This window comes from Mesorhizobium sp. LCM 4576 (assembly GCF_001854815.1).
Classification (GTDB): Bacteria; Pseudomonadota; Alphaproteobacteria; order Rhizobiales; family Rhizobiaceae; genus Mesorhizobium; species Mesorhizobium plurifarium.
Window position 1 is genome coordinate 32882 of record NZ_MDDT01000043.1, and the last position, 12332, is coordinate 45213.

Here is a 12332-nt window from a genome sequence, read left to right on the forward strand (position 1 = left end):
CTCCTTGCGACATCTATCCTGTCCTCCTGTCGTCGCCGTCTACCAGCTTGAGCCGCGGCTGTTGTGCGATCAGCTCGACCACCTCGCTGGCATCGAGCGTCCCCTTGACGAGCAAGGCCTCGGCGACGCGATCGACCTCCAGCCGCTCGCGTTCGATGATCCGCTTCRCCCGCCGGAACTGCTCCTGCAGCATCTTGTCGACACGTGCGTGCAGGAGGCGGTCGAGCCGCAATGCGGAGAAGAGCTCCTCTTCGTCGTCAGGGGCGAGGTAAGCCAAGCCTTCGCCAAGGCCATAGGATGCCTCGAACGCCAGCGCCGAAAGCGTGGCCGTGTGGAGGTCGGAACCCCTGCCGCCGCCTCCGCCCGCCGACCGCTCTCCGAAGACCACTTCCTCGGCGGCGATGCCTCCAAGCCTTACGGCGATGCTGTCGAGCAGCTGGGCTTGGGTGCGTTCCTTGATCCCGTTATCCCTGATGAGGGCCCCGCCGCCGTTCTGGAGCAGCTCGGGATTCCGGACGATGGCGCTCTCGACCGAAACCGAAACGAGTTCGCCGCACGCAAGCGCGAGCGCGACGATGGCATGTCCGGTCTCATGGACGGCCACCCGGCGGCGCATTTCCGACGGAATGGGAACCAAAGCGGGAAGCTCGGACATAAGGTCGTTGAGCGTCATGTCGCGGCGCGCCCGCCTCGCCCGCCGTCTCGCCTGGCGGACCAGCTGCTCGAGGGAGGCACCATTCCAGCCTTCGGTTCTCTCGGCGATTTGCGAGAGGTCGGCCTTGGCAAGCAGTCCTTGCAGGTGCCAGCGCAGGATTCCTTCGCGGCCCTTCTGGTCCGGCAGGGGAATGCGGACATGCCTGTCGAGGCGGCCGGCACGGACGATCGCGGCATCGAGCCTGTGGGGATGGTTGCAGGCTCCGACCACGACGACGCCTTCGCGGCCCTCCGCGCCGTCGATGCACTCGAGCAGCGCGGCCACCACCTCCGTGCAGTACTGTCGGTTGTGGTCGTTGAACTTCTCGCGGTCGCCGACGGCGTCGATCTCGTCGATGAAGATGATCGACGGCGCATTCTTTCTTGCGTCGTCGAACGCCGCCCGCATGGCCTTCAGAAGGTCGCCGAGGTGGCCCTTCGCCTGCCAGCGACCGAGGGAACCAAGGACGAGGTGGACGTTGCAGGTGCGGGCGAGCGCGCCCGCGAACGTGGACTTGCCCGTTCCGGGCGGCCCGGACACCAGAATGCCGCGATCCACGTCCGCCCAGCCGATCCTTCCAGCACGCCAGTCTGCGAGGTCAGTCGCCAGTTCGCGGCCCCATTCGCCCGCCTCGCCGAGGCCATGGAGGTCGTCAAGTGTCGGGCCGGAAATGTCTTCGGCCGCCCTCGGCGCACTGGCCTGCACCATTAGCTTGATCGCGTGAGCGACGGACCTTCCCTGGCGCAGTGTGGCACCGATGACGGACAGGGGCATCGTGGCGATGAACTCGGCCTGTTCGGGCGTAATCTCCGTCTTGAGGCAGAGCCTCGCCCCGGCGATGACGTGCCGCGGCAGGATCGGCCCCACTTCGACCACCCCGTCAGCGGCGAGGCGGAAGTAATCCGGCATCTCCGCGCCGCTCTCCATCACCAGGACCACGCGGCGCCGCTTCGAGAGCGCCGCGGAAAGTTCCGCCTCCTTGGCCTTCGTCCAACGGTCGCCCTTCGTCAGGATCTCGGTGCCGTCGAGGCCGCCATAGATGAAGGAAGGGCCATGCGCGGCATAGTGGACGGCCTCTTCATAGATTTCCTTATCTGCGCCCGCCGGGAGCAGCAAACCTAAGACCACAGGTTTCAGCTGCCGGAATTGCGGGATGGAGCGGCATGCCCGCATGATCCCGCAGTAAGCGAGGAAGCGGGGCAAGGATTGATGCAGCTTTTTGCGGAAGGTGCTGGCGTTGCTGCTCCCGGCACACTCGATGGTTTTGTAGCGGATCATTTCGACACCTCGGCCGTGACCGTGCCGCAGGGCACGGTGATGGAAATCGGAAACTGAGGAAGAGACGGCGCGCTCAGGCGCCGATGGCCGCGCGTATGAGCGCGCGCCAGGAATGTCTCGTCGTCGTTTCGAATTTCCTGGAGGTATGGATCACGGTACTGTCCTCGGGTTCATGCGCTTGCCTTCTTGGCCGCCGCGAGGGCGTCCGAAGGATCGGTCAGCGTATGAGGTCGAGGCGCTGGTGCGGGGTCATGGGCGAGAACGTATAGTGAACGACGCCTTGGCGGTCAAGCGGACGAGGAAAGGCGGATGGGACGCGCTGCAGCAAGCCCGATACGCTAGTCCCCCGATAGCTAGCTGTGAGCTTCAGCTTTCAGGAGGTTATCCATTCGGCACCGACCGAAAATGCTGAGGTTGTCGAAGCTCCAGTGATTCTCGGAGAACCGAACGAACATCCACAAGAATGCCCATCTGACGCCTGCGGGCCCCCCGTATGTCCGCGCCGCGCATCGGCTTTGGAAAGGCGGCCTTCAACAACGTCGCGGGCCATGTCCTCTCGAGTGGCGAAGGTGGTGGAGAGATGGATCGAGTGGGGCAAACCGAAGCCGCAGTGGCGGATGCTCGCAGCGCAGCGCCGGCAGCGCCTGACCGCCAAGCACATTATGCAAACCGATGTATCCGAGGCGACGGTGAGCCGGGTGCTGGCACCGCGCCGCCTGTCACGGCTGAAAAGACCTGGAACCGGCCGAGCCGGTGCTCCGCTGTGAGCGCGAGCATCATGGCGAGCTCATCCATCTCGATATCAAGAAGCTCGGCCGGATCGGCTCTGTGGGGGCACCGCGTCACCCGGCAGCATTCTGGCGTGGCTCCCTCGTCGGACATGCACATAACCTCTACCAGCGAGAGGGGGCTGYTATGGAAAGGAGGAAGCGTTGAGACACATCAAATTCAATAATATTGAGCATCAAATAAAGAAGATTGTTTCTTCCCGGCAAGGACATATATCATCGTTTATAAGGTTTCTCCGGAGAAGCGATGATGGCTGACAATCCACCTATGGCTTACTATGAAGAACAGGCGAAAAACATATTGAAAGGCGAATTAAAGCGGCGTGGCATTACATACGCTGCACTCGCTGAGAGGCTGAAGGAGCGCGGAGCGCAAGACAGCGAGCGCAATCTGGCAAACAAGATAAGCCGTGGCAGCTTCACCGCCGCGTTCTTCCTGATGTGCATGGACGTGATTGGCGTCCGCCAAGTCAGCTTGGAGACCTAGCTTTCTGCCGAGAAGCCCTTAGCGGGCAGGTGAAGGCCTCTCTTGTGCATGGACAGAGTGYAAGGCAGGCGCAGAATATTGGTTCATGCCAGCAATCAGCGCTCGGTACGTTGTGACGCGGATCGGCTCATTACCGCCCTTTGCCAGTTCGCCCCGAGCCAGTTCCAACGCGCCATTCCTGATTGTCGTGGAGCACTTCGCCGCGATCCACTCGCCAACTCGCTCCACATTGTACTCCTCAATCCATGTAGCCTCTGCCCATTTGGCAAGGAAGGCGCCCAAGGCGTTGAGAAATAGCTCAGGCGTAGCTTCCGCTGCTGCGGAAAGCTCCGCACGCTCAGAGGGTCGGAACGAGCCGAACAGGTACATCAACTTCATCTGTCGGCCTTCCGGGTGGTTTTTGTTCATAGCCATCTATCCCTCCAGTGCCCCTAGGTCCTTGAGAGGATTGTCGAATCTAAGGTCAGACTCAATCAACTCTCTAAATAATTCCTCTACAGCGTCGCAATTGCTCTGAGTTGGCCGGACGCTGAGATCCCGACAGTAGCGCCCCGAATTRCAGTTGACAAACCAGTGCAGCTTTCCATCCTTGACGTCAAGAAATAGCTCGCCAGCGATACGCGCCTTGCCGCCGCCAACCAGGGTCGGGTGACCGAGCTTTTTCTCCTCGGACGGATGGGTGGGGAATCCGCGCCGGCGCGGATATCCCTCCTTCAACCCATCGACACCGATCATGCTGGGGTCGATCATGATCTCCTCGTATGCAATGAGGATATCACCGCTTTCCGTCATTGYCCAAATAAACGAAGAGCACTGCGCGACGTTCCGGAAAAGAGAAGACTGAGCCAATTCGCGATAGTTTCGCAGCTRCTCGCCAACAGCTTTGTCCAGCGATGTCAGTGACTTAGGCTGCACTCCGGTTTCCCAGTCCCGAGGGGTGCCTTGAGGACCACGGAGGGCGCCAAAGCGATCTTCATGGCTCAGCGGGACATTCAGGGCTGCGTTCTGATTCATCATGATGGTTGCTGTAGCCTAACTGTGACGGCTAAACAACTACTCGGTACTAATTTTTAATCCCCAGTATTGCCTTCTTTCATGGCGCTTCTGTACTCCACGTTCCGCACCTGATCTTAGCCCGTCGCAGGGCGAAAACGATGGCAAACATCATCGTTTATGGTGAGTTATGCGCCGGAAATCTGCAAACGCTGCCATGCCCCCGACCTGCCTAACAACGAACGACAGAGGCGGYGTCCGATGTCTGACGTTGCCGGATGTCGAGCAGCTGTGGCGGAGGCGTTGGAACAAGGAGCAATTCAGTCTTTGATGGACAACGCACATTTTGTGCCCGACCGAGCATGCCCTCGCAGGTGCGGTACAAATTTTTGTGCATTGCAGCATGCCGAGATCTCGTTATGGTCAAGCCGTCGGCCTTTCTCCTCCCAGACGGATGCCGGCGTTGAATTCAGCGCACATCCTCCCGCGCTGTTTTCGATATCGGCCCGCTGTCACCTCCTCCCGGCAGCGGGCCTTTCTTCGCATCGTGGCCAATCCGGGGCATCGGTGCATGGCGGAGTTGTAGTACGGCACCATTTTGCTGCAGCAGGCTGGTGAGCCAGGGGAGCGGCGCGCTGACATGGCTTCCAGCGCAGGCTTCGCCGCCCTTTGTTGGCGCCGCCGAAGAACACTCCGCCGGTTCGGCTTTCAGATGTGCGCATCTACCTGATTGYACGACGCGGGGACAGGTGATGCGGTACCACGATGYGAACGGCTTAGCCGAAACGATGTTGTCGTGGGAGGGCGAGCCTTTCGAGACCCGGCTATTCTTTCACGAGGATAGCCTCTGCCTTGGCCTGCATCTGCACGGTCGTGCTGTAATATGGCCAGATGTACGGTCCACCAGCGCCTTGGTTCAGGTCTTGGTTGATCGCCTCATAGCCAGCGATATAAGGCGGCGATGACTGGTTCGTCACGAGCAGTTGAAGGGCTGTGATGGGCTGYTTGCCCGGCTCACCGTTTTTCCAGATCATGTAGATGAACTTGCCGCCTGCGCCTTGTTTCAAATCTTGGCCCGTCCAGCTCCAGCCAGAAGGCGGATTAGCCTGCGCTTGGCCGTAGGCAACGAAGTTGATTGACGTTACTGGATTGCTGTCGCCTAAAATGTAGCCAATGTAGATGTATTTTCCGCCTACGCCCGTGTTTGTGTCGACCGGCAAGAAATCCCACGGCGGCTGGTATTTTGGGCCGGGATTGTCGTCGACCTGGTTTGTCAACTGTTGAATTGGTGTAGCCATCTCGATTCTCCAATACAGATAGAGGGCGGACTGGTCGCGTGGTGAGCCGACTGCGAGCGCTCACGCCTTGATCAGCAGAAATCGTGCCAGAAAAAAGCCGGGATAGTACAATGTGCGAAGCTCAAAACCGTGTCCGATGTCCGACATTGTTTTCCATTGAGAAAGAGTTTCGTTTGTTGTCTCCCGGGCAGCGCTAGGCAACCGGAAGCAGTCGGCGGCGATCTTCCATTTGCTATAAGCAGCTGCCTTTGGATCGGCTTGCCCGCCCGCCGGCTCGCGCGGCGTGCCAGATGGTAGATCGCCCCCGAGGACCTCTGCGCTTGTCCCCGTTCCCGAAGCCGTTTTGCGGCGCGCGGCGATCCATGAGGCTGGCCACGCGGTAGTCGGGCTAGAGCTCGACGTCGGAGATCGATCCATGTGGAAACCAAGGATACCTTCAATCCATCCGGAGCCGAGGAGCAACAAGGTGGCAGCGCCAGGTTACGCCGGCCTTTCTTGCCGAGAGGACCGGGAAGCAGTTCCTTGACCGGACCGCGCCCGGGCTTGCCGGATTGCGCGGAAGAAGCCGTGCTTGGGCAGAGTGCTGGCGGCGGCGGAGGGAAAGGATCCGACCTTCATGAAGCCACCAGGCTGACGCTGCAGTTCGAGGCGTCCTATGGATTGGGGAGCGGGCTGACGCACCTTTCGAGACGTACCGATCGGGAGCTGCTCGTCGCTACATGGACCGCGATCTCAGGAGGCGGGTGGAAGGAGTCCTGGGCGCTGAGTTCGACCGCGCCAAGCGGCTTATCGAGGCCAAGCGAGCGAAGCTCGTCAATATCGCGGGCGCTTTGCTCGAGAGAAGGAAGCTGATGGCCGAAGAAGTGCGTGCACTTGCTGRCAAGACGCTGCGATCAAGGAAGGCGGCGGGAGACAGTACGCGTCGGACTGCCTGATGAGCAGTTGCGGAACTGGGAAAACATTTCCCGACATTCTCCTCCATTCTTAAACGAATATGCCGTACGCGACGGCATCTGAAACGTGAGTCAGGATCTGGCCGATGTCGCCGCTGTCTCAGCAAATGCTTGGGAGGTAGTATTGATGGACGGTTCGAATGCCCTKAACGAAACCGCACAGGAAATTGAAAAGGTCGTGCTGCCGAAGGACGTCGCCGCATCGGGGCAGGGGAAGCGCAATAGCCGTCAGTCAAGTTCGGCGAAACCGAACGAGCAGACGATCGATTACGACAGCCTGGGGATCGCAACCGCTGCCGTGCCTCTGTTCGAAGAGGCGCGGGAGATGTTCGCCTCGCTAGGCCGCAAGCGTACTGACGAGGTATTCGCCTGCGGGGAGATGCTCGCGAAAGTGCGCGACAAATCGCCGAGCCAGGAGGCGTTCGAGAAGTGGTCAAAACGTGCGTGCCGCCTGACGAGGCGAGGGGCTGGCAACTACATAGCTGTTCACAACAACTTGCGTCCGCATCGGAAGGTGATGGTCGAATGCAGCATGCCTGCGGCGGCTATGTACACTCTAGCCACCGCCAGCCAGGAAGTCGTCGTTTCCGTGGTTGCGGACCTCAAGGCGGGGGAGCGGCCGACCGTTCGCGAGATCAAGTCCCTGGTTTCCGGCGAAACTCACGCCGGGCAACCGGACCCGGCCGACATTGGCGGCTCCGACGGCCTGAGAGCTCTGGCGCGCGCGAAAGTCCAAAACGCGGTCCCAATTCTCGTCGAGCGGCTCCGCGGCATGCTCAGCGACATCCGGGTGGCGCTCGAGACGCATTTCGATGGCAAAAACGTCGCCAAGGGCGCGCTGGTCGCGAAACTGGAGCACCCGGCGCGCCGGGCGCGCGCTGAACTGCAGAGCCTGGCCGTGTTTGTAGAACCGAATTCCGGAGACAGCGCCGATTGGAGAGTGCATCCCGCCACCTTCCCGCAAGGGAGCCAGTGGGGGAAGGTTTCCATGGTCCTCTACCGGCTCGGCGGCCGCGAGGATTGGCCCGAAGCCAACGAACTGGGCCCTTGGCTGGTCAAGGACGTCGTTCCTGCGCTTGAGTTTGCCGTTGGGGCAAAGCCCTCAAAAGGCATCTCGACAGAGTGATGGCGAAGCGTTCGCCCTATGGCGGGGGCGGGYAGTTGCCGCGAAACGGTGCACCGGTTGTGGCCGACGGTGCCCGCTTTTCGGAAGGACRCTCCACTCGAGTGATGCGGGATCGAAAAGTCCTGGGAGCGGGAAATGACGGTTGATCCTCAAAAAGTCCTTGGTGTTCATCGTGGCGACGACGGCACGGTGCACGATGGCGGACGCCGCGATCGCCAGGTCTTGGTGCATTCTCGCGTCCTTGGCTTGGGGCGATTTCGTCCACAGGTCTTTTAGACTGKGGACGAGCGTCATTCGGGCGTAGAGCTTCGAGGTCTCGGCATCCATGGGGAGGAACGCCATGTCCGACACCAGAAGGCGGTCGAGCCAGGACTGCAGTTCAAGGGATCTGGCGACGTTCCGTGTCTGAAGCAGCGTAATGCCTCGCTGAATTTCGATCACGCAACCAAACGGGATCGCGAGCGAGGTGTCCGTTTCCGCTATCCAGCGAACGACGCTGGGATGTGGTCTTTTCTTGATGAGTTCGCTTACTACGTTCGTGTCAAGGACATAAATTCTCGGGAGTGGGCTCACCGCTGGCATCCTGCTATTGTGTCAGTGCGATTGTGCGGCGCGAACGTAGGCGAGAGGCGCCGGCAAATCGTTAAGCGTAGTCGCCGTGTGCGGGGGAAGGATTCGGCATGGGCAAAAGTCCCGGAATGAAAGGCTTGAAACCTGCGGGGACCGAACCGAACGCCTGGTCGGTCGCCGATGCGCAGGAGAGGTTCGCGGAACTACTGGATGCCGCGGCCAACCATGGCCCGCAGACTATCGTCGACCACAACCGAAGCTTCCAACTGTCTGTTACAAGAAGCCGCTGGTCGCCCGAGGCGAAGGAATTGCTCCTGAGCGGAGGGCGTGCAGGGGCTGGTGGGAAAGCGGGCAAATAGTGACGAACGGTTGGCCTGTTCCCGAAACCGTCACCCCGCGGCTATGGTTTTGAAGCGTGCCGGCCCAGCGAGCCAGCTGCCGTCCTGTTCTGGCATGGTGTCGAAATCCGTCCAGCGGTCATCGACACTTCGCGCCCCGCCGCATGCGCGTCTCGCGGTCTGCCGGATCGCTTCTTCGGCGTGCGGCGGATCCCAAAGATACCCCTCGAAATAGATGACCCTGGCTCCGGCGGCCTTGTCGGCCTCGACATCTCCGGCCTGAGCTCGACGCAAGATACCCGAATGTGCTAAATTGGTCGCTGCCATACGAGATCATCGGGGTGGGCGTGTTCGACGAGCCGCCACGGGAATGCGGCGAAGATTAGATCTTGCAGGCGTAAACAGGGTTACGCGTGCGGACGTGATGGCAGATGAGGGTGGGCGGTTCGTAGTTCGTGATGGCCCCCAATTTTCATCGGCTTCCCACACGACTGCGCCTCTCAGCGCTGCCGCGAGGCGACAAACCTGCGCGTGGTCGGAGCACAGTGGCAATCCGCTGGTGCCTGGTTCGCCCCTGGTCTCTGGTGCCGAGGCATCGCCCMGGAGGCGATGCAGGCCTCTGCTGGGCTCTCGCCCATCCGCACCACGCTGTCGCCCTCGATGTCCGCGCGCCCGAGCACACGCTGGGCGAGCGGGCAAGGCTTCGCAGAAAACGGAACAGCGGTCGTGACCGTTCAGTGCTCCTATCCGCCGTTGATCTTCCTGGTCGATCCAAGGTCTTGCGATTTGTCCTTTTTGCTGCGCCTATCCCCAAGTCAGAATGTTAACTGGCTTGGGCGAACCAACGCTGCAACCGATACGAAGGAGAATTCATGGCCACTGGCACTGTAAAATGGTTCAACAGCACGAAGGGTTTCGGATTTATCCAGCCCGATGGAGGTGGCGCTGATGTGTTCGTTCACATTTCCGCCGTGGAGCGTGCGGGTCTTTCGACTCTCGTTGATGGGCAAAAGGTCAAATACGAGATCGAGCAGGACCGCCGCACCGGGAAATCCTCAGCCGGCAGTCTCAGCAAAGCAAGCTGACTGGCTCTTGCGCATGTGTACGAGCCGATCGCGATCGATGTCCCCGCAGACGAACTCCCGCGGGGACATCGATCGGCAGAAGCCCTGCGCAAATTGTTGCAAGCTGCGGAACACAGAGCGAAAAGGCGGGGAGACCCCCTCCTTTCAAATCAGCACGCCGAACAACGATCAGCCTGCGCCGTTTTTGCGGGACCTCTTCGCAGGGGCAGCCTGCTTTGTCTGACCAGGCTTTCGCCCGAGTCCCATAGTCTTGGCCAGAGCCGAGCGGGCCGCGGCATAATTCGGCGCAACCATCGGGTAGTCTGCGGGCAGGCCCCACTTGGTGCGGTATTCGTCAGGCGTGAGGCCATGGTGGGTCGCGAGATGCCGCTTCAGCGACTTGAACCTCTTTCCGTCCTCCAGGCTGATGATGTAGTCGGGCGTGACCGATTTCTTGATGGGAACGGCAGGCGGGCGGGCTTCGGGCTTCGCGACCGGGGCGCCGAGCGTGCCCTTCAACGCGGCGTGCACCTGGTCGATCAGGCCCGGAAGCTCGCCAACGGGGACCGGATTGTTCGACACGTACGCCGACACGACGTCCGCGGTAAGCTCTATGAGAGCGGCAGTATTGTTCTCGGCTTCTTCTGTCACTGAATGCTCCTGATTTGATGACGTATGCAAAGGTGCGCTTCATTAATGAAAGCGGGCGCAGAACGCAATGACAGTTGTGTAAGGTCTCTCCTCAATACCGCCTTCTCAAACCGACACCCAAGCTATACGCGCTTGCCGCCGCTTAGACTTGTAGCAGAACGGTGCATTGGCCCCTACGGCCCTCGATGGTATTCCGGCAGAACGTTCGGTTTTAGCTTTGGAGCAGCCACACGAAATTACTTCGGTTCGGCACTTATAATGCCCTGATCCTGCCACTCTCCAGAGGCAATTGCGCCAAAGAGAAGTCTCCAACTAACCGTGCACGAACAGAGAGGGTTCGCCAAATGAGCAGGGTGGCGCGCGCGGACGCGGCTTCGGTTTCGTCGGCGACGTTCGCGCCGCTGGAAAGCCCCACCTTTCGGGCGATCTGGCTTGCCGCACAGCTGTCCGGTCTGGGCTGGCTGGTTCAGACGGTTGCGGTCAGCTGGCTGATGGCGACCATTTCGACCTCGGACGTGATGGTCGCCCTGGTGCAGGCCTCCACGACGCTGCCCGTCTTCCTATTGTCGATCTTCGCCGGGGCCATTGCCGACAATTTCAGCCGCCGCAACGTGATGGCGCTCGGCTGGTGCGTGATAGCGTTGTCGTCGATCACGCTGACCGCTCTTGTCGGGCTGGGATTTTACAATCCGTGGCTGATCCTCGCCTTCAGCTGCCTGGCCGGATGCGGCGCTGCCTTCACCGATCCGGCCTGGCACGCCTCGGTTGGCGAYATCCTGCGAAAGCGCGAAGTTCCGGCCGCCGTCACGCTGATCTCAGTCGGCTACAATGCCATGCGAAGCATCGGCCCGGCGCTCGGCGGCGTCGTTGTCGCCTCCTTCGGACCGCTGACGGCTTTTGCCCTGGCGACGCTGACCTATCTGGCGATGCTGTGGGCCATAGGACTGTACAAGTGGAGCGGTCGCTCTTCGCCTCTTCCCCGTGAGCCATTGACCACCGCCATTCACGATGGGGCCCGCTTCACGGCGCTGTCAGGTGAGATCAAGGCGGCAATCGCGCGTGGAACCCTGTTCGGACTGACGAGCATTTCCATCCTCGCGCTACTGCCTCTCGTTGCCCGGGACCAACTCGGGGGAGGGGCGATCGCCTATGGTGTCCTGATGGCCGGATTTGGCGCGGGCGCCTTGTGCGCGGGCATTTCCAACAACGCGCTGAGACGGACGCTGTCACAGGAGAGGCTGACGACGCTCGCCTGCATCGCCTGCGCCGCCTGCTGCCTGGCGCTTGCGTTCACGCCTTCGGTGGTGGTGGCAAGTATCGCATTAATGCTTGGCGGGGCAGGCTGGGTCGTCACCTGGACGGGACTTGACGTGACCGTGCAACTGTCGAGCCCGCGGTGGGTGGTTGGCCGCACGCTCTCGATCTATTCTGCCCTCTCGTCGGGAGGCGTCGCGGCCGGAAGCTGGCTGTGGGGCGTGGTGGCTGAAAGCTATTCGCTCGCCCTGGCGCTGGAGGTCTCTGCGGGAACTCTCTTGTTGGTCGCCGCCACCGGATTGCTGCTCCCGATCCGTCAATGGAAAGAGGCCGACCAGGATTCCCTTGGCTTCGAAACGCCAGCGCTCGCCCTCGACTTGAAGTCGAGAAGCGGCCCGATCGTCGTCAAGATCGAGTACGCCATACCGGAGATCGATGTCGAAGCCTTCCTCAATCTGATGCAGGAACGCCGCCGGGTGCAGAGCCGCGCCGGCGCCCGGCACTGGAACCTCCAGCGCGACCTTCAGGATCCCTCGCATTGGACGGAGACATTCCGCACGCCGACCTGGATGGACTACCTCCGCCTCAACCACCGCCTGACCGCGGAGGACAAGGAGGTGGACCAGCGCCTCATCGAACTGCATGCGGGAGAGYTGCCGCCCCGCACGAGGCTTGCAATCGAGYGGCCGACCGGGGCGCCGCGCAGGCGGGAGCAGTCGGGGAGCTTCTTTTTCCGACGGTGATCTCGTCTCGATTTGGTAATCGCTGCCTGCGCGAAGCGCAGGCATCATGATGGCGGCAAAGGCCGGCGCGAAGTTCGATGGAGATAGAGCGCGGC

General features: G+C 61.1%; 12 protein-coding genes and 2 pseudogenes. 7 read left to right on the forward strand and 7 right to left on the reverse strand.

The genetic code is table 11. The features are described 5' to 3' along the window. Positions 1 to 13: 13 nt before the first annotated feature. Positions 14 to 1972 carry an AAA family ATPase gene (locus LCM4576_RS22960; protein WP_083361478.1) on the reverse strand — a complete coding sequence of 653 codons (1959 nt, stop codon included), beginning with the start codon at positions 1970 to 1972 and terminating at the stop codon, positions 14 to 16. Positions 1973 to 2598: 626 nt separating this feature from the next. On the opposite strand from LCM4576_RS22960, the pseudogene LCM4576_RS37255 reads away from it, so the two are divergent. Then, positions 2599 to 2820: pseudogene (locus LCM4576_RS37255) on the forward strand (IS481 family transposase); the annotation flags it as partial. 190 nt (positions 2821 to 3010) lie between these two features. Further along, positions 3011 to 3247 (forward strand): DUF6471 domain-containing protein, encoded by a 237-nt coding sequence (locus LCM4576_RS22965; RefSeq protein ID WP_071034836.1) that lies wholly within the window; start codon positions 3011 to 3013, stop codon positions 3245 to 3247. A gap of 18 nt (positions 3248 to 3265) precedes the next feature. Here the strand turns inward: LCM4576_RS22965 and LCM4576_RS22970 are convergent, their stop codons facing one another. The 3 genes from LCM4576_RS22970 to LCM4576_RS22980 form a co-directional block, all read right to left on the reverse strand. Further along, a complete protein-coding gene (locus LCM4576_RS22970) occupies positions 3266 to 3661 on the reverse strand; it encodes a hypothetical protein (protein ID WP_071034789.1) in 396 nt (131 codons plus the stop codon). Further along, positions 3662 to 4264 carry a hypothetical protein gene (locus LCM4576_RS22975; RefSeq protein ID WP_071034790.1) on the reverse strand — a complete coding sequence of 201 codons (603 nt, stop codon included), beginning with the start codon at positions 4262 to 4264 and terminating at the stop codon, positions 3662 to 3664. An 800-nt stretch (positions 4265 to 5064) separates the two neighbouring features. Next, entirely contained in the window at positions 5065 to 5538 is a 474-nt protein-coding gene (locus LCM4576_RS22980; protein ID WP_131803287.1) for a hypothetical protein, read from the reverse strand. 719 nt (positions 5539 to 6257) lie between these two features. Between LCM4576_RS22980 and LCM4576_RS37030 the strand changes: the two genes are divergently transcribed. Beyond that, positions 6258 to 6473 carry a hypothetical protein gene (locus LCM4576_RS37030; RefSeq protein WP_071034792.1) on the forward strand — a complete coding sequence of 72 codons (216 nt, stop codon included), beginning with the start codon at positions 6258 to 6260 and terminating at the stop codon, positions 6471 to 6473. A 145-nt stretch (positions 6474 to 6618) separates the two neighbouring features. Beyond that, complete coding sequence (locus LCM4576_RS22990; protein WP_071034793.1) at positions 6619 to 7617, forward strand: hypothetical protein; 999 nt, start codon at positions 6619 to 6621, stop codon at positions 7615 to 7617. On the opposite strand, the gene LCM4576_RS37770 is transcribed toward LCM4576_RS22990, so the two are convergent. Further along, complete coding sequence (locus LCM4576_RS37770) at positions 7594 to 8199, reverse strand: PIN domain-containing protein (protein WP_071034794.1); 606 nt, start codon at positions 8197 to 8199, stop codon at positions 7594 to 7596. The two genes, LCM4576_RS22990 and LCM4576_RS37770, sit on opposite strands and share 24 nt — an antisense overlap. Before the next feature lie 116 nt (positions 8200 to 8315). Here LCM4576_RS37770 and LCM4576_RS37775 point away from each other — a divergent pair, with 116 nt between their 5' ends. Next, positions 8316 to 8546, forward strand: coding sequence for a type II toxin-antitoxin system prevent-host-death family antitoxin (locus tag LCM4576_RS37775; protein WP_071034795.1), 231 nt, complete (start codon positions 8316 to 8318; stop codon positions 8544 to 8546). A 116-nt stretch (positions 8547 to 8662) separates the two neighbouring features. Here the strand turns inward: LCM4576_RS37775 and LCM4576_RS35970 are convergent. Beyond that, positions 8663 to 8821: pseudogene (locus LCM4576_RS35970) on the reverse strand (adenosine kinase); the annotation flags it as partial. 576 nt (positions 8822 to 9397) lie between these two features. On the opposite strand from LCM4576_RS35970, the gene LCM4576_RS23010 reads away from it, so the two are divergent. Next, positions 9398 to 9610 (forward strand): cold-shock protein, encoded by a 213-nt coding sequence (locus LCM4576_RS23010; protein WP_071034797.1) that lies wholly within the window; start codon positions 9398 to 9400, stop codon positions 9608 to 9610. Between the two features lie 168 nt (positions 9611 to 9778). Here LCM4576_RS23010 and LCM4576_RS23015 read toward each other — a convergent pair whose 3' ends face one another. After that, positions 9779 to 10240: a MucR family transcriptional regulator gene (locus LCM4576_RS23015; protein ID WP_071034798.1), complete on the reverse strand. Its 462-nt coding sequence runs from the start codon at positions 10238 to 10240 to the stop codon at positions 9779 to 9781. A gap of 344 nt (positions 10241 to 10584) precedes the next feature. Between LCM4576_RS23015 and LCM4576_RS23020 the strand changes: the two genes are divergently transcribed. Beyond that, positions 10585 to 12237 (forward strand): MFS transporter, encoded by a 1653-nt coding sequence (locus LCM4576_RS23020; protein ID WP_071034799.1) that lies wholly within the window; start codon positions 10585 to 10587, stop codon positions 12235 to 12237. Positions 12238 to 12332 lie beyond the last annotated feature (95 nt).